The organism is Alloalcanivorax sp. C16-2, from assembly GCF_046507615.1.
Taxonomy (GTDB): domain Bacteria; phylum Pseudomonadota; class Gammaproteobacteria; order Pseudomonadales; family Alcanivoracaceae; genus Alloalcanivorax; species Alloalcanivorax marinus_A.
Genome location: NZ_JBKFTL010000004.1, coordinates 81,593 through 102,270 on the forward strand (window position 1 = coordinate 81,593; position 20,678 = coordinate 102,270).

Below are 20,678 nucleotides of genomic sequence, written 5' to 3' on the forward strand. Positions count from 1 at the left end.
GCCAGGAATGCACCTTGTGCGCACCCTGCTGCTGGCGCTGCTGGCGCTGGCGGGCATCGCCGCCGCCGACGATTATGACTACATCCGCGGCGACGAAATCTACAGTGAGGATTACAACTACGGGCTGGACTACGACCGCCTGCGCAGCGTGCCGGAAACCCCGGACACCGATCTCGGCGGCGCCGGCGCCTCGCCGGAGTCCATCGGCCAGCGTGGCGCCGCCAGCCGGGACGGCCAGCAGCCCTCCATGACCCGACGACTGCGGGAACTGCGCCAGGAAACCTACCCGGACCAGCGCGACTTCGGGCTTGAGGGCGATGGCGACGCCCGATCCAAAGGCGCCATGCCGGCGGTTCCCGGTCGCTGACCTGACAAGCCGCCCGGTTTCCGGGAAAATCAGGGTCCCATGGACAGGATGCGACATCCCGAATGAAGCGTTTCTTTTTTTCCGTGCTGGGGCTGCTGGCGATCGCCGCCATCGGCTCGCAGCTCTGGTACCTGGGCCAGGTACTGCAATTGCGGGGTCAGAACCCCAAGGACACCGCTTTTATGGAGCGGGCCCGGGAACATGGCCGCGTGCTCTATCAATGGCGGGACTACGACGCCATCGCCGACGATCTGAAACGGGCGGTGCTGATCTCCGAGGACGCCCGCTTCGTGGAGCACTTCGGGTTCGACTGGCGCGGCATCCGTCATGCCATGGAACGCAATGAGGAAGCGGGCCGACCGGTGGCCGGCGGCTCAACCATCACCCAGCAACTGGCCAAGAATCTTTACCTGAGTGGCGAAAAGACCTATGTGCGCAAGGGCCAGGAAGCCCTGATCGCGCTGATGCTGGAACTGACCCTGTCCAAGCAGCGCATCCTCGAGCTTTATCTGAACACCGCCCAATGGGGCAACCGGGTGTTCGGTGCCCAGGCGGCGGCCCGCCATTACTTCGGCGTCGACGCCGACCAGCTGTCACCGGACCAGGCGGCGCAGCTGGCGGTGCTGCTGCCCCGGCCCAGCTATTACGACGTGCGCGGCACCACCGACTATGTGCAGCAACGCAGCCAGTGGATTCAGCAACAGCTTCCCCTGGTACGTATTCCGTCGCCCTGAACTCATCCGGCCGGCGCCCCGCCCGAACCGGCGCCGCCCCACCGACTCATGGAGAAAGCAGTATGAGACCGTTGTGGTTCGTTCTTCCCCTTTTGCTCACCCTCGCCGCCTGCGACGACCCGGATACCCCGGCGCCGTCCACCGCCGACGCCCCGGCTGCGCAACCGGCGGCCACGGAAGTACGCGAAGGGCTGGCGGGCATCTGGCGCCCACGGGGCGAGAGCGACCTGAATGCCCTGGTGCTGGAGGATCAGGGCCAGCTGTATCTGGTCGGCGACGGTGAACGCCGCGGACTGCGTTGGGAAAAAGCCACCGACGACGCCGTCACCCTGCACTATCTGAGCGGGGGCGACACGCTCACCGAGGACGACCTGCGGGTCTCACTGGACAACCCGTCACTGACCCTTGAGGGCGAGTCGCCCCTTGCCGGGGAATACCGCCGCGATCCAGCCGGCATTGGCACCCTGGAAGGGCGGGTCACGCTCCCCGAGGCCGGCGCCGTGCCCGACAACGGCGTGCTGGTACTCACCCTGCGCGATCTGTCCGCCAGCGACGGCGAAGGCGACGGCCAGCTGGCCCGGCGGCTCACGCGCCTGTCCCTGGAGGGGGATATGTCCATGCCGTTCCGGCTCTATTTCGACCAGGCGCGGGTCAACGGCGACCACCGCTATGGCCTGGACGCCCGGGTCATCGCCGACGGCGCCACCCTGCTCGCCCTGCCCGCGCCACGACGGGTGCTCGCCAACGACGGGCAACGCCAGGACGTGACCCTGCCGCTGAGCCCCACCAGCGCCAGCGCCGGTCTGATCAATACCTACTGGAAGCTGGAGCGGGTCGGCGAGCGCGCGGCGCCGCCACCGGCCGACCAGGCCGCCCAGGCGCATCTGGTGCTGCACCGTGACGGCGACCGCCTGAAGGGCGCCACCGGCTGCAACACCCTGCAGGGCCAATACCAAACCGACGGCAATGGCCTTACCCTGAGCAATCTGACCCGCACCGAAAAAGCCTGCACCGGCGACAACGTGGCGGACGCCTTCGTCGCCGCCCTGGAGAACACCCGCCGGTACCAGGTGCAAGGCCAGCGCCTCACCCTGCTCGACGACCAGGGGGAACCGCTGGCGGTGCTGCGGGCGGAATACCTCTACTGATCACGCCCAGGAGCAGGCCCATGCGCGTTCATTATCTCTCCCACGTGCCGTTCGAGAAGCTCGGCACCCTGGCCGAATGGTTCGACGCCCACGGCCACGCGGTGAATGCCTCGCGGCTGTACCAGGGCGACCCGCTGCCGGCGCCGGAGGATCTCGACGCCCTGGTGGTGATGGGCGGCCCCATGGGCGCCGACGACGAGGCCCGCTACCCCTGGATGGCCGACGAAAAGCGGCTGATCGAGGCCTGCATCCAGGGCGGCAAGAAGGTGCTCGGCGTGTGCCTGGGCGCCCAGCTCATCGCCCGCGTGCTGGGCGCGCCGGTGACCGCCAACCCGGAACGGGAGATCGGCTGGTTCCCGGTGCAAAGCACCGAGGCCGGCGCCGGCGATCCGCTGGGCGCCCTGTTCAGCGACAGCGCCCCGGTGCTGCACTGGCACGGCGACACCTTCGCGATTCCCGAGGGCGCCGTGCACCTGGCGCGCAGCTGGGGCTGTGACAATCAGGCCTTCCGCTACGGCGATAACGTGCTGGCGCTGCAATTCCATCTGGAGCTGGCGCCGGACAACGCCCGCGCCCTGTGCCGGGAGTGCGCCGACGAACTGGCGGACGGCGGCCCCTGGGTGCAATCCGAGGCGGAGATGCTCGCCGACCCGGCCCTGTTCCACGCCGCCCGCCAGCGCCTGCACCGCCTGCTCGACCTCTTCTTCGCCTGACCGCCCCGCCCACTCTACGGAGCCGCGCGGGACGCTACCTTGGAGCGTCTCGGTGTGGGCCCCTTTTCGGGACCCTGTCAAACAGGATGTTTGACCGGGAGCCCCCATGGACGGGTTCACGGCGTTCCCGAAAAGGGGCCCACACCGAGACGCGGCCTGGCTGGAGGGAACCAACCAGCACTCTCCCACAAAAAAAGCCCGCCCCTCTTTCGAAGGGCGGGCTTTTCTGTGGGCGCCGGGGATCAGGCCTGGGCGCGCACCGGCTGTTCGGCCTCGGCGGCGGCCACCCGACCGGCGGCGGACAGGATCGCCTGCAGCGCGGCGGCGGTAGTGTCCGCGGCCAGCGCCACGGCGCTCTGCACCTGCTCACCCACCTGCACCCGCACGCAGGCCATGGCGTTGGCCTCGGTGTTGTCGCCGAGCGAGTACTCATCGAACGCCTCGACCCGGATCTGCCAGCCATGGCGACGATTGAGCGCATCCACCAGCGCCCCCATGGCGCCCTCGCCACGGCCTTCGATCTCCACCGTGGCGCCGGCTTCGTCACCGACACTGATGCGGGCGCGCACGCCATCATCGGCACGGTGCAGGTCGTAGGAGCGCAGCGTCCAGCCCGCCGGCACGTTCAGGTAATCGCCGTTGAAGCGGCGGTGAATACGCTCACCGGTGATTTCGCCACCGTCTTCCTCGGCGTCCCGCTGCACCACCATCGCCAGCTCCTGCTGCAACCAGCGCGGCAGGCTGATGCCGAAGTCGCGCTCCAGCACGTGGGCCACGCCGCCCTTGCCGGACTGGGAGTTGATGCGCACCACTTCCTCGTAGCGGCGCCCCAGATCGTGCGGATCGATGGGCAGATAGGCCACGCGCCAGATGTCGCCGGGCTGGTAGCGCGCCAGACACTTGCGGATCGCATCCTGGTGGCTGCCGGAGAAGGCGGTGAACACCAGGTCCCCCGCGTAGGGATGGCGCGGGTGGGTATCGATCTCGGTGATCTCCTCCACCAGCGCGCGGATTTCCTTCATACGCGAGAAGTCGATCTCCGGGTCGATGCCCTGGGCATACAGGTTCATGCCGGCGGTGACCAGATCCATATTGCCGGTGCGCTCACCGTTGCCGAGCAGGGTGCCTTCCACCCGGTCGGCGCCGGCCATCACCGCCAGCTCCGCGGCGGCCACGCCACAGCCCCGGTCGTCATGGGTGTGCACGCTGATCAGCACATGCTCGCGGTAGCGGATGTTCTCGTGTACCAGCTCCACCTGGTCGGCGAACACGTTCGGCGTGCTCACTTCCACCGTGGCCGGCAGGTTGATGATCACCCGCTGGCCCTGATCCGGACGCCACACTTCGTTGACCGCGTCGATCACCTCGATGGCGAAATCGGTCTCGGTGGCGCTGAAGGTCTCCGGGGAATACTGGAACGACCATTCGGTGTCCGGCTGTTTGGCGGCGGCGTCACGGACCCACTCGGCGGCCTGCACGGCGATCGCCTTGCATCCCTCCTTGTCCACGTTGAACACCTGCTCACGGAAGGTGGGCGAGGTGGCGTTGTAGATGTGCACCACCGCCTTGTTCGCGCCCTTGAGGGACTCGAAGGTGCGCTGGATCAACTCCGGCCGGGCCTGGCTGAGCACCTGGATGTGCACGTCGTCGGGCACCAGGTCTTCCTCGATGAGGGCGCGGCAGAAGTCGTAGTCGATCTGGCTGGCGGAGGGGAAACCAACTTCGATTTCCTTGTAGCCGAGCTCCACCAGCAACTGAAAGAAACGTTTCTTCTGAGCCACCGACATGGGCTTGATCAGCGCCTGATTGCCGTCGCGCAGGTCCACCGCCGCCCATAGGGGCGCTTTCTCGATGCGCTTGGACGGCCACTGGCGGTCCGGCTTGTCGATGGTGGCGAAGGGCGCGTACTTGCGATGATCGAAACTCATGGGTTGCTCCAGATTTATGTTGTCTTGCCGGGTTGGCCTGGCGTTCCACCGCGACCGGGATCACCGGTGAGGGGCGGCGTGGCGCCTCGAAATCGGCCCCGGTTCCCGCCTGGTAAGGCGGGAACCCGACCGGCCACGGTAGGACTTGTGATCTTCCCGTGGCGACAGAAACAGTCTAGGACAGCGGCTCGGCAATGTGCTTGCTTTTTTTCCCGAAACCGGACATCTTTAGCAATATTATCATGCTTCAAAAACGGAAATCAGGATTTTATTGCGTGAGCAACAAGACACCGGCAAAACTTGACCGCACCGACGTGCGCATCCTGGACGCCTTGCAGCGCGATGGCGGCCTCACCAACCAGCAACTGGCGGAACAGGTGGGCCTGTCGCCCTCGCCCTGCTCCCGGCGGGTGCAGAAGCTGGAGGAGGCCGGCGTGATCCTGCGCCGGGAAACAGTGCTCGATCCGCGCCAGCTGGGCCTGGACCTGACCGCGATGATCCAGATCAGCATGGACCGGCACACCCCGGAACGCTTCGCCAATTTCGAGGCCACCGTGGCCGAATACCCCGAGGTGCAACAGTGCTATCTGGTCACCGGCCAGGAGGCGGATTATCTGCTTAAGGTAGTGGTGCCGGACATCGACCACTACCAGCAGTTTCTGCTCAACAAGATCACCCGCATCGAAGGGGTCAGCGGGGTGCGCTCCAGTTTCGTGATGCGCCGGGTGATCGACACCACCGCCGTGCCGCTGACGTATATTAATTGATGTAGGAGCGGCTTTAGCCGCGATATGGCGCCATCACGGCCCCGGCATTTCATCGCGGCTTAAGCCGCTCCTACAAATACCGGCCCGCTCGCTGCTAACCTGGACGCCATGAAGAATTTACTGATCGTCGCTCATGCCCCATCGCCCAACACCCGCCGACTGGCGGAAGCCGCTCTGCGCGGCGCCGGCCACGAGGACATTGAGCAGGTTCGGGCGGAGTGGAAGCCGCCGCTGGAGGCCGGCCCGGAAGATGTGCTGGCCTGCAACGGTATCCTGTTGGGCACCACCGAGAACCTGGGTTACATGAGTGGCGCCCTGAAGGATTTCTTCGACCGCGTCTACTACGCCGTGATCGACCAGAAGCAGGGGTTGCCCTGCGCGCTCTACATCCGCGCCGGCCACGACGGCACCGGCACTCGCCGGGCCATCGAATCCATCGTCACCGGGCTGCGCTGGAACTGGGCCCAGGAGCCGCTGCTGTGCCGGGGTGACTGGCGGGATGACTTCGTCGATCAGGTGGAGGAACTGGGCCTGTACCTGGCCGCCGGGCTGGACGCCGGTGTCCTCTAGCAACCTGCCAGGACGCCACCGCCCCGGTCACCTTGAAAAAGCCGGGCTGGCCCGCACAGCATTGATATCGTCATCCAATCAGGAGGAGACCATGCGCATTACCGTCGAAGGCATTAGCGAAGGCAAGCCGATTCCCGGCCAGTTCGCGTTCGCCGTTCCCGACCCGAAAGAACACATGAGCCTCAGCGACAACCGCAACCCGAAGGTGGTCTGGGACGGCGCCCCGGAAGGGACCCGCGGGTTCGCCCTGCTGGTGGTGGACCCGGACGCGCCCACCGACGCCTCCGACGTGAACCAGGAAGGCAAGACCGTGCCGGAGGAGCTGCCCCGTGCCGACTTCTATCACTGGGTGCTGGTGGACATCCCCGCCGAGGTGCGCCAGATCGACGAAGGCGAGGACTCCAATTCCGTGACGCCGCGAGGCAAGAGCACCGGCCGGGTGGAGAAAGGGGTACGCGGCGCCAACGACTACACCGACTTCCTGGCCGGCGACCCGGACATGAAAGGCGTGTACGGCGGTTACGACGGCCCCTGCCCGCCCTGGAACGACGAGCGCCTGCACCATTACATCTTCACCGTGTACGCCCTGGACGTGACCAGCCTGGGGCTGGACGGTGATTTCCGCGGCCCGGACGTGGTCAAGGCCATGCAGGGGCATATCCTCGACCGGGCCAGCGTTACCGGCACCTACACCCTGAAGGCGAACGTGTGACCCACCCCGCCGCGACATAACGCGGCGGCACCCACACCGTGGGAATCCGCGCCGTGGGAGCGGCTTTAGCCGCTCCCACGGCGTACCCGCGTGTCGGCTCAGACGGCGGTGAAGGCGCCCGGGAGATGCTGACGCAGGGTCAACAGGTTATCCTCGCGCACCTCCATGTCGCCAAAACAGTTGGCCACCGTGCCTGCGTAGTCGAGGCCGTCGGCGCGGATCGCCTCGGCGGTGAGCAGGGCGTGGTTGATGCACCCCAGCTTCATGCCCACCACCTGAATCACCGGCAATTGCAGCTCCACCGCGAGCCCGGCGAGCATCTCCCGGTCGTTAAGCGGCACCCGCCAGCCGCCGGCCCCCTCCACCAGCACCAGATCCGCCGGATGGCTGTTGAGCGCGCCGCGCACATAGCCGGCAAGCCGGGTCAGGTCGATGCGCTTGCCCTCCCGCCGGGCGGCGATGTGCGGCGCGATGGCGGCCTTCAACGCCACCGGATTGACCTGCTCGTAGGGCAGCGCCACGGAGGAGGCCGCCATCAATTGCAGAGCATCATCGTTGCGAAGGCCCTCGTCGGTATCCTCGCAGCCCGCCGCCACCGGCTTCAGCCCATAGCAGCTCAGGCCCGCGTCCCGGGCTCTTTCCAACAGGCGGCAACTGACCCAGGTCTTGCCCACTTCGGTGTCGGTGCCGGTAATGAAGAACACGCCGCGCAGCACCGGCAGCGGCGGCGGAGTAGCGATGGAAGGCTCGGCCATGGGGTCCTCGAAACGGTCGGGTTGATCAGGGAATCCGGGTGGCGTCCACGAACAGGACGTCCCAGCTCAACGGCAGGCCGGCGACCTCGCGGCGCGCCTCGTAGGCCGCCGCCATGGCGCGCCAGGCGGTCTTGCCAGTGAGACCGGTGGCGCCGCCCTGGACGTGATCCACGCCGGTGGCCTTGAAGGCGCGCACCAGGGTTTTCACGTCCGGATAGTGCTCGGTGATGCCCAGGCGTTGATGCCGCTGAATCGCCAGGCCGGCGCCGGTCAGGGCCCGGTGCCAGTCGGCTTCCGACGGCAGCCGGTTCACCCGGGGGCGGCCGTCGGCGGCGGCCCAGCTTTCCGACATCTCCCACAGGGAGCCGGCCAGCGGTACCGCCAGCAGCAGGCCACCGCCGGGCATCAACACCCGGGCCAGTTCCCGGCTTACCCGGGCCGGATCACACCATTGCAGGGCGAAGCTGGAAAACACCAGGGCCTGGCCGGCGTCCGCCAGCGGCAGTTGTTCCGCGTCGGCGCACAGGGGCTGGTAGTCCGGCCCGGTGCGGCCCCGTTCCCGGGCCTCGGCGAGCATGGCCGGCGACAGGTCCACCGCCAGCCAGCGGGCCTCCGGCCAGCGCGCGCGCTGCTGGCGGGCCAGGGGCGCGGTGGCGCAGCCCAGGTCCAGGGCGGCGGCGCCGGCCAGCTGCTCCGGGCCCATGGCCAGCAGGCTGCGCGCGCAGGACAGCTGCAACCCGGCGTGGGCATCGTAGCTGGCGGCGGCGCGGCCGAAACGCCGGCCCACCGCGCCCTTGTTCATGGATTCAGGACGCAACGAAGCGGTGTTGGCGATGGAAGTCATGGACGGCCTGCATGAAGGTGTCGGGGGCGGACAGGAAGGGCACATGGGCGACCTGCTCGATCAGCGCCGTGTCGCCCTGGTCGTTGAGCAGCGGCTGCACCGCCGTCATGGCCGCCGCCGGCACGATGTGGTCGCGCTCGCCGAAGATCATCCGCAGCGGCATGGCCAGTTTCGCCAGATCGGCGCGCAGGTCGGTGTCGCGCAGGATCGCCAGCCCTTCGCGCAGGGCGCGGTGAGCCGGCAAGCCGCAGAAATAAAGAATCTCCTTGAGCCGCGCCACGTCCTGGCGCATGGACTCGGCACCCTTGCAGTTAAGCGCCAGGAAGCGCACCAAGGTGCCTTCGTAATCCTCCCGGCACATTTCCTCGAAGGCCTCCAGAATCTCCGGCTTCATGGCCGCCGGCCAGTCGTCGCTGGCGGTGAAGCGCGGCGTGGTGGCCACGGTGACGATGGACCGTACCCGCTCCGGGCGGGTCAAACCGAGCCGCAGCGCCACCAGGCCACCCAGGGACCAGCCCAGCAGGTGGGCCCGCTCGGGCATCACGGCGGCCACCTGGTCGGCCAGGAAATCCAGGGTGTAGGGGTCGCCGGGCAGCGGGCTCTGGCCCATGCCCGGCAGATCCACCACGGTGACCCGGAAGCGCTCCAGCAGGGCCGGCACGATGTCGTCGAAGACAATGGCGTGCAGCCCCCAACCGTGCAGCAGCACGATGTCACCGGCGTCCTGATCGGCCACGCCGGTGGCGCGGTAGGTGTTGTGGAAGGGAATCAGTTTCGGCACTTGGCGTTCTCCAGGGCATCCAGCAGCCGCTCCACGTCCCCTTCCTGGTGAGCCGCCGACAGGGTCACGCGCAGCCGCGCCTGGCCCTCGGGCACGGTGGGCGGGCGGATCGCGGTGACCAGCAGGCCCCGCTCCGCCAGGGCCCGGCTCAGGGCCAGGGCGTCGGCGTCCTCGCCCACGCGGATCGGCTGGATCGGCGTATCCGAGTCCATCAGCGCGTAGCCCAGCTCGGCGGCGCCGTGGCGAAAGCGGCGGATCAGCGCCGCCAGCCGTTCCCGGCGCCAGGTTTCCGTGCGCGCCTTGGCCAGGCTCACCCGGGTAGCGGCGGCCACGGCGGCGGGCATGGCGGTGGTGTAGATGTAGCTGCGGGAAAATTGTATCAGCGTTTCGATCAGTTCCTCGGAACCGGCCACGAAGGCGCCGGAAGTGCCCAGCCCCTTTCCCAGGGTGCCCATGTACACCGGCAGGCGTTCATTGACGCCCTGGGCGAAGGCGGTGCCCCGGCCCTGCTCGTCCAATACGCCCAGGCCATGGGCGTCATCCACCATCAGCCAGGCATCGGCCGCTTCGCAGGCATCCAGCAAGGGCGCTAGCGGCGCCTGATCACCGTCCATGCTGAACACGCCGTCCACCGCCACCAGCTTGCGCTCGGCGTCGGAACGGGCCAGTTGCCCGGCCAGGGCATCGGCGTCGTTGTGGGCGAAGCGCCGGAAGCGGGCGCCGCTGAGAAGGCCGGCGTCGAGCAGGGAGGCGTGATTGAGACGGTCCTCGAAGATCGCGTCACCCCGACCCACCAGGGCGGTGATCACGCCCAGGTTGGCCATGTAGCCAGTGGAGAACAGCAACGCCCGGGGACGACCGGTGTGGGCGGCCAGGGCCTCCTCCAGTTCCTGGTGGGGGCGCTGGTGGCCGCACACCAGATGGGAGGCGCCGCTGCCCACGCCCCACTGCTCGGCAGCGGCGCGGAAGGCGGCGCCGACCTCCGGGTCGGCGGCCAGGCCAAGATAGTCGTTGGAGCAGAAATTCAGGTACTCGCGGCCGTCCACCCGGGCGACGCGGCCACAGGGGGCGTCCTGTACCCGGGGGTGGCGATAGCGATGCCGGGCGCGCCGTTCATCCAGGCGCGCGCGCAGGTCGAAGCCCAATGGAGTGCTCCCGGATCAGGCGTCCAGAGCCCGCTGGGCGGGGCGACCGGTGTCCTTGTCGAGCACATGCTTGGCGGCGCGCTTTTGCTGGCCGGTTTCCAGGGCATTGTGGAACAGGCCGCTGCTTTCCGCTTCCCGTTCCGCCACCTGCTGGCGCAGCGCCTCTTCGTGGGCCTCGTCGGAGGCCTCGTGGCGCGGGTCCAGGGGGTGAATACCAAGACGCTCGAACAGCTGGCGGTCGTGGGTGGCTTCCGGGTTGTCCGTGGTCAGCAACCGCTCACCGTAAAAGATGGAGTTGGCGCCGGCCAGGAAGCACAGGGCCTGGGCCTCGTCGTTCATTTCCTGACGGCCGGCGGACAGACGCACATAGGATTCCGGCATCAGGATGCGCGCCACGGCGATGGTGCGCACGAATTCGAACGGGTCCAGATCGGCCACGTCGGCCAGGGGCGTGCCCTCGATCTTGACCAGCATGTTGATCGGCACCGATTCCGGGTGGTGCGGCAGGTTGGCCAGCTGCTGCAGCAGGCCGACCCGGTCGTCGCGGCCCTCGCCCATGCCGACGATGCCGCCACAGCACACCTTCATGCCGGCGTCGCGCACATTGGCCAGGGTGGAGAGACGGTCATTGTAGGTACGGGTGGTGATCACCTGGCCGTAGTACTCCGGCGAGGTGTCCAGATTGTGGTTGTAATAGTCCAGGCCGGCTTCGGCCAGATCCTTCGCCTGCTGGTCGTCGAGCATGCCCAGGGTCATGCAGGTTTCCATGCCCAGCGCCTTTACCTGGCGCACCATGTCCAGCACGTAGGGCATGTCCCTGGCACGCGGGCTACGCCAGGCGGCGCCCATGCAGAACCGCGAGGCGCCCTTGTCGCGGGCCGCCCGGGCCTCTTCCACCACCCTCGTCACTTCCAGCAGCTTTTCCTTCTCCAGCTCGGTGTTGTGGTGGCCGGACTGGGAGCAGTACTTGCAGTCCTCCGGGCAGGCGCCGGTCTTGATCGACAACAGGGTGCTCACCTGCACCGCGTTGGGATCGAAATGCTCGCGGTGCACCTGGGCGGCGCGGAACAACAGATCGTTGAACGGCAGGGCGAACAGGGCTTCGATCTCACCCCGATGCCAGTCATGGCGTACGGCATTCAGAGCGGAAGTCGTCTTGGGCGTGGCGGCGGCTACAGTCATGATCAATCTCTCCGAAGGAATAGCGACAGCCTAGCAGTCCGCCGAAAGCTGTCAACTTCAAGAAACCAGGAAGGTTTACATCTGGATGTTTTTTGACCTTATCAGCCAATGCGTTCTTTGTGGCCGCCTGGCCGAGTCCGGCCTGTGCCGGCATTGCCACCTTGAACTGGAATGCCATTGCGCCCTGTCCGGACCGCTGTGCCGCTGCGCCCTGCCCGGTCCGGGGCTGGAGCCCGGCGCGCTATGCGGTCGCTGCCTGGACCGCCCGCCGCCGTTCACCGCCAGCTATTGCGCCTGGGTCTATGGCTTTCCCCTGGACCGGCTGCTCAATGCCTACAAGCACCAGGGCCGGCTCACGGTGGAGCGGGCCCTGGAAACCCTGACCCGGGCGCAGCCGTTGCCCTGGCCGGAGGCCGACCTGATCTGTCCGCTGCCGGCCCACTGGCGGCGACGCTGGTGGCGAGGCTTCGACCAGGCGGAACGGCTGGCGGTGGCGCTGGGGCGGCGCTGGCGAAGGCCGGTGGTCCCACTACTGACCCGGACCCGGGCGACCCACCACCAACAGGGAAGCGGCCGCGCCGAGCGGGTGCGCAATCTACGCCATGCGTTCCGCGCCGATAGCCATGCCCGGGGCCGGCGTGTGCTGCTGGTGGATGATGTCATGACCACCGGCGCCAGCGCCCGGGCGGCGGCCCGGGCGCTCGGCGAGGCCGGCGCCAAGGAGGTGCGGGTGTGGGCATTGGCCAGGGCGCTGGACGCGAGACGCTAGACGCTATAACCCGGCGCGGCAAGGTACGGCGAGCTGACTGAAACGCAGAAAACACACCAAGCCTTTCAGACCCCGGGTTTATGCGTCCGGCGTCAGGCGTCAGGCGTCCAGCGTCCAGCGTCCGGCGTCAGGCGTCCTGCGCCCCTAGCCCCGCACCACATCAATACGCGGCACCGGCTCGAAGGTGACTCCCATCACCAGGGCGTCCTCGCCGCCGTCGGAGGCGGCCATGTCGATATCCTCCGGGCGCAGCCGGGGGTGGCTGCCGTCCAGGAACTTGCGCGCCGCGAAGGCGTTGCGGGTGCGTTCCCGGGCCTGCTCCAGGGAAATGCCATCGCCACCCAGCAGGCCGCGCAGGTATTCGGCGCAGGCCACATCCTCGTCGCCGGTGGGATGCGAAGCCACCAGCACCACGGTCTCCGGGTCGCGCTCGCGAATGTAGCGCGCCGTGGCACGGGCGTTGACCAGAGCGCCGACCAGGACCTGGCGGCTGTCCCGGGCACGCAGGGCGGCGGTCACGCCGTTGGTGGTGCGCATGATCAGGTAACGGTCACGTACATCGGTGTGGCGGATCTCCCAGGGCGAGTTGCCATGATCGAAGCCTTCGATGGGCAGCGCCTGGATCTCGCCTACCAGCAGCCCGTCCCGGTAGCTTTCGCGCAGATGGAAGGCGTCCTCGGCGGTGGCCACCGGGTAAATATGGCTGGCGCCGCCAAGGAAGGCCTCGTGGCTGGTGGTGAAGGCGCGAATCACGTCGATCACCACGGTGATGCCGTGAATATTGTGGGGCGGGTTGTGACCCTGGGCGATCTTGATTTCCATGCGCGCGGCCGGTTGCGGAGCGAAGCGCGCATTATGACGGATGGGCGGCCACGCTTAAACGCCTGACCATTTCCCTCACCGGACACGGCACCGATGATCAATGACGGCCCGGCCCGGGCCCTGTTAGCTTCACACCATCACAAATCGACCCGGGAACCATCATGATTGAGTGGAACGAACAACAACGGATGATCCAGAAAATGGTGCGCGACTTCGTGGCCAGGGAGGTGGTGCCCAATCTTGACGACATCGAATACAACGGCGTGCCGCCCTACGACATCCTGCGCAAGATGATCAAGACATTCGGCATGGACGTGATGGCGACCCAGAGTTTCGAGAAGCGCATCGCCCGGGAGAAAGCCGGACACGACGCCGCCGACCGGGAGGACCGCGAGGAAGGTGGTTCCGGCGAGCAGGCCGCCATGACCATGATCCCGATCATCGAATTGAGCCGTCACGCCCAGGGGCTGGTCACCGCCATGGGCGTGTCCATGGGCCTGGCCGGCGGCGCCATCATGAGCAAGGGCACCCTGGAGCAGAAGGAGCGCTGGGCGCTGCCGCTGCTGACCCTGGAGAAAGTGGGCGCCTGGGCGATCTCCGAGCCCAACTCCGGCTCCGACGCCTTCGGCCAGATGAAGACCCTGGCGCGCCGGGACGGCAACGGCGGCTATGTGATCAACGGCAGCAAGACCTGGATCACCAACGGCCCGTTCGCCGACACCATCATTCTGATCTGCAAGCTGGACGAGGAAGGCATCGAGCCCCGCGACCGCAAAATCGTGTCGTTCATTCTCGACAGCGGCATGGAAGGGCTGGAGCAGTCCAAACCGTTCAAGAAGATGGGCATCGGCAGCTCGCCCACCGGCGAATTGTTCTTCAGCGATCTCAAGGTCGGCGCGGACCGGCTGCTGGGCGGCAGTGAAACCGCCTACGGTCGCTCCGGCGCCAAGGCCACTTTCATGCAGGAACGGGCCGGCGTGGCGGCCATGGCTCTGGGCATGGTGGAGCGGGCCCTGGAGCTGTGCACCGGCTACGCCCGGGACCGGGTGCAGTTCGGCCGGCCGATCGGCGATAACCAGCTGATCCAGCTCAAGCTGGCGAAGATGGAAGTGGCCCGCGCCAACCTGCAGAACATGGTATTCCGCTATATCGAGATGACCGCCGCCGGCAAGCAGATGACCCTGGCGGAGGCGTCGGCCATGAAGCTCTACGCCGCCCAGGCGGCCATGGAGGTGTCCACCGAGGCGGTACAGATTCACGGCGGCTACGGCTATATGCGCGAGTCCCGGGTGGAGCAGTTGATGCGCGACGCCAAGATCCTGCAGATCTACGCCGGCACCGACGAAATGCAGGTGATCGCCATCGCCCGGGATCTGATCGGCCGCGACTGACCGCCACCACCGCGATGGAAAAGGGGGTTGCCTCGCCGCCTGGCGGCCCCCAACCTTACCTGGACGCAGACGAATACGACCAAGGAGGCTGCCATGTCCCTGCAACAACAACACTGCGAGGCCTGCCGCGCGGACGCGCCACGCATCACCGAGGAACAGGCCCGCGAGCTGCGCCCGCAAATCCCGGACTGGAAACAGGTGGAGGAGGATGGCGAGGAAAAACTGCAGCGCCAGTTCAAGTTCAGCAACTTCGCCGAGGCCCTGGCGTTCACCAACCAGGTCGGTGGCCTGGCCGAGGACGAAGGCCATCACCCCGCTCTGCTTACCGAGTATGGCAAGGTCACGGTGACCTGGTGGACCCACAAGATCGGCGGCCTGCATCGCAATGACTTCATCTGCGCGGCCAAGACCGACGCTTTGTTCGAAGGCCGCAAGCCAGGCTGAAACGGAGAATGCCCATGGCACTGAGCGATACCCAAAAAGAACAGATCAAGGCGGCCTCGGACAAGACCTTCCCGTTCGTGGAGCGTTGCGGCGCCCGCACCCTGGACGTGGACCGTGGCTACTGCCGCATGATGATGCCCCTGGAGCCAAACCTGAACCATGTGGGCATCATGTACGCGGGTGCCCTCTACACCCTGGCGGAGCTGCCCGGCGGCGTGATCTACCTGTCGTCGTTCGACGTCAGCCGCTTCTACCCCATCGTCAAGGACATGCGCATCCGCTTCCGGCGCCCGGCCACCACCGACATCACCGTGGAAGTACACCTCGACGAGGCGGAGATCGAGCGCATCCAGGCACGGGCCGAGGCCGACGGCAAATGCGATTTCGAGTGGGACACCGAGCTCAAGGACGCCAACGGCGAGGTGGTGGCGCTGACTCACAACATCTACCAGCTACGCCGCATCGGCCAGTAGATCACGCGGATACAATCCTTAATTGTTTTTTACGCAAAGGGGACAGACTTGTTTTCCTTTTGATCAACGATCTTTCCGCAAATAATTGTCGCCGATGCAAAAAGAAAGTTGACACCCCGCTTCAGGCAGAGCTAGCCTGAAAATGCATCCAACGCGGCAGGACGCCCGACGGGTGTGATTTCGAGTGACATGAGAGTCTGGAAATCTTGCGCGGCCTTCGGGCCGCGCTTTTCATTTCGGTGAACCATTTCACCAACTCCGTCCTTCCCCCCGGCCTCCGGACCGACAATGCGCTAGCATTGCGCGCTCTCGTTCATGGAGGGCTCTCATGGGTTTCCTGGTCGCACTGAAGCTGCTGCTTCTGGTTATCGTCCTCGGCACCACCATTTATTCAGGTATCGTCTATTCCGCCCGCCGGCGCGGCAGCGCCCGGGAATTGTCCAGTCTGCGCGACCAGGCGCAGCCACTGCGGCGGCTGTCCGCCAATGAGCGCGACGCCCTGGCTCCATTTCTGGTGCAGCCGAACAGGCCCGGAAAACCGGTCCATCTGACCAGCGAGGAAGTCTTCCCGCTGCGCGGCGAGTACCAACGCCACGGCATCCAGAGCAACGGCCATCAGAGCTGGCACCACATGATCGGCGGCGTGGAGGTGATCCTGCCCTTCGACGCCGAGCTGTTTCTGGATCAAGACAACGAGGCCGAGGTGGTGTTCGCCGATAAGCTGGCGGTGGTGGTGCGCCTCAACGGCTTCGAGCTGCTTGAGGGCGCGGCGCGGGACGCCCGACGCGATGCCGCCGAGGACCAGTGGCAACAGGGCGTCCGGGGCACTCTGGAGCAGGTGTACGTGGACGACGAAGCGCCGCGGGCCGAGGACGAGGCGGAGGCCGCCCGCCGGCGCGTGGAGATCCACGACCAACGCCCGGAAACCGCGGCGGAAACCGAAGCGCGTCTGGGCCGCGGCCTGGGGCTGCTGCCGGGCCTGCTGTGGGCGCTGGCATTCCTGGCCCTGGGGATCGCCGTGTTCCGCGACACCCTGGTCTGGCTTTCAGTGTGGGGCGGCCTGGCCCTGGTCCTGGCGTTCTCGGCGCTATGGCTGTTCTGGCGCCGCCGGACGCCGGGCCCGGCCGGCAAGGTGAATCGGGTCACGGGGACGGTCAACCTGGTACCGCTGAGTGTCGACGAGGCCAGCGGCACGGTGTCGGTGATCGCCACCCTGGGCGGCAAGCTGACCTTCGAGACGCCGGAACACTGGCGCCCCCATACCCCCCTGGAGGACGGCCAGCGCCTGGAGCTGGAGATGCGCGTGGAGGACCATTCCGTGGTCACCTATGACCGCAAACTGTCCGTGGACGAAGAATACCGCCGCTGCCCGCCGGTATACCCGGGCCGGCACCTGAGCCTGGCGGTGGTAGCGGTGGTGGCACTGCTGGTGGGCCTGGGGGCGCTTCCCGATCCCGCCGGCGATCTGGCGCAAACGGTCTACTGGCTGGGCAGCGCCGGCACCCTGCACGCCGACGACCCGGCCAGCCTGGCCGCCAACCCGCCGCAAGCCGGCCGCCGCGTGGTGCTCGACGGTCGCGGTCGTTGCCAGGTGACACCGGTGGGCAGCGATTGGTCGCGGGCCGATATCCGCTGCGACCGGCTGCGCTGGGGTGGCGATGAACCCAAGCGCCCGGACCTGGAGCTGGACGACGCCACCCTCGCGCTAACCTCCGACGACGCCCTGCAAACACACAGCGACCCACGGCTGCGCATGCTGGCCCTGCTGCGCGGCGGCGGTACCGGCGACCGCGAACCCCTGCTGCTCACCAACGCCAAGGATCTGGTGGCGCGCGTGGACCGTGTGTGCCAGGTGGACGAACCGCCTCATGCCTGCGGCAACGCCCAACAAACTATCCTCAGCGCCCTGAATTTCCCCGAACTGGGGCAGTTGGGAAACTGGGACGATCTGCGCCAGCAGCTCCAGGAGCGGGGCGAGGATGCCTCACCGGCGGCCGTGACCCTGAAAGGCCACCTGGGTTCGATCCGCCGCCAGTTGCGGTCGCTGGCGGATCAACACGCCCGGGACAAGGTGGCGCGGCTGGCCGAGGCGATCGCCGCACAGCAGCGCGGCGGCGTACTGGTGGAAGTCACCGCTGGCATGGCGGCGGGGCCGCTGCAAGGGGGAGCCGACACGCTGGAGCGCTGGCGGGCCCTGCAAACGTTGTTCGGCGAGGACGGTATGCGCGCGTTCCATGTGGAAGGGATGGTCGCCCACCAGGGGAGCGATCAGCACGGCACGCCGGGCCTGATCGTCGATCCGGAGCGGGGTGAGCGCCCCTGGCAGGCGCTGCTGCGTTCGATCTGGATCGTGATGGCCGCCACTCTGCTGCTGGTGCATGGCGCACTGTGGCTGCGCAACTGGATGGCCGCCCGCCAACGGCGCCGGGCGGTGGCCCGGCTGCACGGCTGGCCGGCGGCCTGAACGGCGGCGGATTCCAGGCTAGCGAGCCTTGTTCAGCGGCTCCCCAGTTCCACCACCGCCTCGATAAAGACCCGGGCATGCTCCGGGTCCACCTGGGGGGTAATGCCATGACCCAGGTTAAAGACGTGACCGGGGTGGTCACCGAAATCATCCAGGATGCGCTTCACCTCGGCGCGGATCGCCGCCGGCGGCGCGTACAGCACCGCCGGGTCCAGATTGCCCTGCAGCGCCACCCGGTCACCCACCCGGCGGCGCGCCTCGCCGATGTTGATGGTCCAGTCCAGTCCCAGGGCGTCGCAGCCGCTGTCGGCCATGGTTTCCAACCACAGGCCACCGTTCTTGGTGAACAGGATTACCGGTACCTTGCGGCCTTCGTGGTCGCGGATCAGGCCGTCGACGATCCGCTTCATGTAGCCCAGTGAGAATTCCGGATAGGCTTCCGCCGACAGGGCACCGCCCCAGGTGTCGAAGATCTGAACCGCCTGGGCGCCGGCGCGGATCTGGGCGTTGAGGTAATCGGTGACCGCCCGGGCCAGCTTGTCGAGCAGGGCGTGGGCCAGTTCCGGCCGACCGTAGACCATGCCCTTGAGGTGACGGAAATCCTTGCTGGGGCCGCCTTCCACCATGTAGGTGGCGAGCGTCCAGGGACTGCCGGAGAAACCGATCAAAGGCACCCGGCCATTGAGTTCACGGCGGATGGTACTCACCGCGCGCATCACATAATCCAGATCGCGCTCGGCGTCGGGCACCGGCAGCGCCGCGATTTCTTCCTCGCTGCGCACCGTTTTACGGAATTTCGGCCCCTCGCCGGGCTCGAAATACAGCCCCAGGCCCATGGCGTCGGGGATGGTGAGGATGTCGGAGAACAGGATCGCCGCGTCCAGCGGGTAGCGTTCCAGAGGCTGCAGGGTCACCTCGCAGGCCAATTCCGCGTTGCGGCACAGGTCCATGAAGGAGCCGGCTTTCTCACGGGTGGCGCGGTACTCGGGCAGGTAACGGCCGGCCTGGCGCATCATCCATACCGGCGTGCGATCCACCGGCTCCCGGGCCAGGGCTTTCAGGAAACGGTCGTTCTGGAGCGGAGCTTGGGTCATGGGAATTCCTTGCAGAACGCTTGCATGCAATACGCTTGCACGCGAGCACGCAAAACATAAAAAAGATACCGCATCATATAGAAAACGGGCCTGCGAAAGCAGGCCCTTGAGCGTGTTGCGTGCGGGCGTGCCGCGTGCAAGCGCCGTTATACATCCAAATAGTCGAGAATACCCTTGGCGGCCTCGCGGCCTTCCCAGATGGCGGTCACCACCAGGTCGGAGCCACGCACCATATCACCACCGGCGAAGATCTTCTCGTTACTGGTCTGGAACGGGAACGCCTGCTTCTCCAGCGCGGTGACGCGACCGGAATCGTCGGTGGTCACGTTCTTGGCGTCGAACCAGTCCGCCGGGCTGGGGCGGAAACCGAAGGCGATGATCACCGCGTCGGCGGGCAGCACTTCCTCGCTGCCCGGGATCGGCTCGGGGCGGCGGCGGCCATTGTTGTCCGGTTCGCCGAGCTTGGTCTCGACCACCTTCACGCCGACCACCTTGCCGTTCTCGCCGACCACCTCGATGGGCTGGCGGTTGAACAGGAACTGCACGCCCTCTTCCTTGGCATTGGCCACCTCGCGGCGGGAACCGGGCATGTTTTCCTCGTCACGGCGGTAAGCGCACACCACGCTTTCCGCGCCCTGGCGAATGGAGGTGCGGTTGCAGTCCATGGCGGTGTCGCCGCCGCCAAGGACCACCACGCGCCGGTCGCTCACATCGATGAAGTCCGCCGGGTCCTTCTCGAAGCCCAGGTTGCGGTTGGCGTTGGCGATCAGGAAAGGCAGCGCCTCGTGCACGCCGTCCAGGTCCTCGCCGGGGAAGCCACCCTTCATGTAGGTGTAGGTACCCATGCCCATGAAGACCGCGTCGTACTCCTCAAGCAGCTCGTCGATGGTCACATCCTTGCCCACCTCGGTATTGAGGCGGAACTCAATGCCCATGCCCTCGAACACTTCGCGGCGCTTGGTCATCACCGGTTTTTCCAGCTTGAACTCGGGGATGCCGAAGGTCAGCAGGCCACCGATTTCCGGATAACGGTCGAACACCACCGGCTTGACGCCGTTGCGCACCAGCACGTCGGCGCAGCCGATACCCGCCGGGCCGGCGCCGATCACCGCCACTTTCTTGTCGGTCCACGCCACCTTGGACATATCCGGTCGCCAGCCCATGGCCAGGGCGGTGTCGGTGATGTACTTCTCGGTGGCGCCGATGGTCACCGCGCCGAAGCCGTCATTAAGGGTACAGGCACCCTCGCAGAGCCGGTCCTGGGGACACACGCGGCCACAGACTTCCGGCAGGGAGTTGGTCTGGTGCGCCAGCTCCACGGCTTCCATCAGGTTCCCCTCGCTGATCAGTTTCAGCCAGTTGGGGATGTAGTTGTGAACCGGGCATTTCCATTCGCAGTACGGGTTGCCGCAATGCAGGCAACGGTGTGCCTGATGCTCCACTTCCCGGGTTTCGAACGGGTAGTAGATTTCCTCGTACTTGTGGCGGCGCTCCTCGATGTCCTTTTTCTGGGGGTCCAGGCGCGGGACATCCAGGAACTGAAAGTGATTGTTCAGACGTTCAGCCATGTTTTTC

Annotated in this window: 21 protein-coding genes; 12 read left to right on the forward strand and 9 right to left on the reverse strand. The window is 66.8% G+C overall.

What is annotated here, in order from left to right:
- Window positions 1–7: 7 nt before the first annotated feature.
- The 4 genes from ACLD02_RS15680 to ACLD02_RS15695 all read left to right on the forward strand — a co-directional run bounded on the left by ACLD02_RS15680 (window position 8) and on the right by ACLD02_RS15695 (window position 2,962).
- A complete protein-coding gene (locus ACLD02_RS15680) occupies window positions 8–367 on the forward strand; it encodes a hypothetical protein (protein ID WP_203105850.1) in 360 nt (119 codons plus the stop codon).
- Between the two features lie 62 nt (window positions 368–429).
- A complete protein-coding gene (mtgA, locus tag ACLD02_RS15685) occupies window positions 430–1,101 on the forward strand; it encodes a monofunctional biosynthetic peptidoglycan transglycosylase (RefSeq protein ID WP_203105851.1) in 672 nt (223 codons plus the stop codon).
- 62 nt (window positions 1,102–1,163) lie between these two features.
- Window positions 1,164–2,249, forward strand: coding sequence for an META domain-containing protein (locus ACLD02_RS15690; RefSeq protein WP_410299119.1), 1,086 nt, complete (start codon window positions 1,164–1,166; stop codon window positions 2,247–2,249).
- Window positions 2,250–2,269: 20 nt separating this feature from the next.
- Entirely contained in the window at window positions 2,270–2,962 is a 693-nt protein-coding gene (locus tag ACLD02_RS15695; protein WP_410299120.1) for a type 1 glutamine amidotransferase, read from the forward strand.
- A gap of 242 nt (window positions 2,963–3,204) precedes the next feature.
- Here the strand turns inward: ACLD02_RS15695 and ACLD02_RS15700 are convergent, their stop codons facing one another.
- Window positions 3,205–4,890 carry a 2-isopropylmalate synthase gene (locus ACLD02_RS15700; protein ID WP_410299121.1) on the reverse strand — a complete coding sequence of 562 codons (1,686 nt, stop codon included), beginning with the start codon at window positions 4,888–4,890 and terminating at the stop codon, window positions 3,205–3,207.
- A 275-nt stretch (window positions 4,891–5,165) separates the two neighbouring features.
- Between ACLD02_RS15700 and ACLD02_RS15705 the strand changes: the two genes are divergently transcribed.
- The 3 genes from ACLD02_RS15705 to ACLD02_RS15715 all read left to right on the forward strand — a co-directional run bounded on the left by ACLD02_RS15705 (window position 5,166) and on the right by ACLD02_RS15715 (window position 6,939).
- Entirely contained in the window at window positions 5,166–5,657 is a 492-nt protein-coding gene (locus ACLD02_RS15705; protein ID WP_338015250.1) for an Lrp/AsnC family transcriptional regulator, read from the forward strand.
- 108 nt (window positions 5,658–5,765) lie between these two features.
- Complete coding sequence (locus ACLD02_RS15710) at window positions 5,766–6,227, forward strand: flavodoxin family protein (protein ID WP_410299122.1); 462 nt, start codon at window positions 5,766–5,768, stop codon at window positions 6,225–6,227.
- 91 nt (window positions 6,228–6,318) lie between these two features.
- Window positions 6,319–6,939, forward strand: a complete 621-nt coding sequence (locus tag ACLD02_RS15715) for a YbhB/YbcL family Raf kinase inhibitor-like protein (protein ID WP_203105857.1) — start codon at window positions 6,319–6,321, stop codon at window positions 6,937–6,939.
- A gap of 98 nt (window positions 6,940–7,037) precedes the next feature.
- On the opposite strand, the gene bioD is transcribed toward ACLD02_RS15715, so the two are convergent.
- The 5 genes from bioD to bioB are packed head-to-tail and all read right to left on the reverse strand — an operon-like array spanning window position 7,038 to window position 11,646.
- On the reverse strand, window positions 7,038–7,694 hold the full coding sequence (gene bioD, locus ACLD02_RS15720; RefSeq protein WP_410299123.1) for a dethiobiotin synthase: 657 nt from the start codon (window positions 7,692–7,694) through the stop codon (window positions 7,038–7,040).
- A gap of 25 nt (window positions 7,695–7,719) precedes the next feature.
- Window positions 7,720–8,538 (reverse strand): methyltransferase domain-containing protein, encoded by an 819-nt coding sequence (locus ACLD02_RS15725; RefSeq protein ID WP_238401172.1) that lies wholly within the window; start codon window positions 8,536–8,538, stop codon window positions 7,720–7,722.
- Window positions 8,501–9,319, reverse strand: coding sequence for a pimeloyl-ACP methyl ester esterase BioH (gene bioH / locus ACLD02_RS15730; protein ID WP_410299124.1), 819 nt, complete (start codon window positions 9,317–9,319; stop codon window positions 8,501–8,503). The genes ACLD02_RS15725 and bioH overlap by 38 nt, the downstream gene beginning before the upstream one ends.
- The gene (bioF, locus tag ACLD02_RS15735; RefSeq protein WP_203105861.1) at window positions 9,307–10,464 is read right to left on the reverse strand and encodes an 8-amino-7-oxononanoate synthase; all 1,158 of its coding nucleotides are present in this window, start codon (window positions 10,462–10,464) and stop codon (window positions 9,307–9,309) included. The genes bioH and bioF overlap by 13 nt, the downstream gene beginning before the upstream one ends.
- Window positions 10,465–10,479: 15 nt before the next feature.
- A complete protein-coding gene (gene bioB, locus ACLD02_RS15740) occupies window positions 10,480–11,646 on the reverse strand; it encodes a biotin synthase BioB (RefSeq protein ID WP_203105862.1) in 1,167 nt (388 codons plus the stop codon).
- Between the two features lie 85 nt (window positions 11,647–11,731).
- On the opposite strand from bioB, the gene ACLD02_RS15745 reads away from it, so the two are divergent.
- A complete protein-coding gene (locus ACLD02_RS15745; protein ID WP_410299125.1) occupies window positions 11,732–12,415 on the forward strand; it encodes a ComF family protein in 684 nt (227 codons plus the stop codon).
- 144 nt (window positions 12,416–12,559) lie between these two features.
- On the opposite strand, the gene ACLD02_RS15750 is transcribed toward ACLD02_RS15745, so the two are convergent.
- Entirely contained in the window at window positions 12,560–13,237 is a 678-nt protein-coding gene (locus ACLD02_RS15750) for a 2-phosphosulfolactate phosphatase (protein ID WP_410299126.1), read from the reverse strand.
- 161 nt (window positions 13,238–13,398) lie between these two features.
- Here ACLD02_RS15750 and ACLD02_RS15755 point away from each other — a divergent pair, with 161 nt between their 5' ends.
- The 4 genes from ACLD02_RS15755 to ACLD02_RS15770 all read left to right on the forward strand — a co-directional run bounded on the left by ACLD02_RS15755 (window position 13,399) and on the right by ACLD02_RS15770 (window position 18,009).
- Window positions 13,399–14,628 carry an acyl-CoA dehydrogenase family protein gene (locus tag ACLD02_RS15755; RefSeq protein WP_203105865.1) on the forward strand — a complete coding sequence of 410 codons (1,230 nt, stop codon included), beginning with the start codon at window positions 13,399–13,401 and terminating at the stop codon, window positions 14,626–14,628.
- A 93-nt stretch (window positions 14,629–14,721) separates the two neighbouring features.
- Window positions 14,722–15,072 (forward strand): 4a-hydroxytetrahydrobiopterin dehydratase, encoded by a 351-nt coding sequence (locus ACLD02_RS15760; RefSeq protein WP_203105866.1) that lies wholly within the window; start codon window positions 14,722–14,724, stop codon window positions 15,070–15,072.
- A 14-nt stretch (window positions 15,073–15,086) separates the two neighbouring features.
- The gene (locus ACLD02_RS15765; RefSeq protein WP_203105867.1) at window positions 15,087–15,545 is read left to right on the forward strand and encodes a PaaI family thioesterase; all 459 of its coding nucleotides are present in this window, start codon (window positions 15,087–15,089) and stop codon (window positions 15,543–15,545) included.
- Window positions 15,546–15,873: 328 nt separating this feature from the next.
- Window positions 15,874–18,009 carry an IgaA/UmoB family intracellular growth attenuator gene (locus ACLD02_RS15770; protein WP_410299127.1) on the forward strand — a complete coding sequence of 712 codons (2,136 nt, stop codon included), beginning with the start codon at window positions 15,874–15,876 and terminating at the stop codon, window positions 18,007–18,009.
- Window positions 18,010–18,041: 32 nt separating this feature from the next.
- On the opposite strand, the gene hemE is transcribed toward ACLD02_RS15770, so the two are convergent.
- Window positions 18,042–19,103, reverse strand: coding sequence for a uroporphyrinogen decarboxylase (hemE, locus tag ACLD02_RS15775; protein ID WP_203105869.1), 1,062 nt, complete (start codon window positions 19,101–19,103; stop codon window positions 18,042–18,044).
- A 146-nt stretch (window positions 19,104–19,249) separates the two neighbouring features.
- Window positions 19,250–20,671: an FAD-dependent oxidoreductase gene (locus ACLD02_RS15780; protein WP_203105870.1), complete on the reverse strand. Its 1,422-nt coding sequence runs from the start codon at window positions 20,669–20,671 to the stop codon at window positions 19,250–19,252.
- Window positions 20,672–20,678 lie beyond the last annotated feature (7 nt).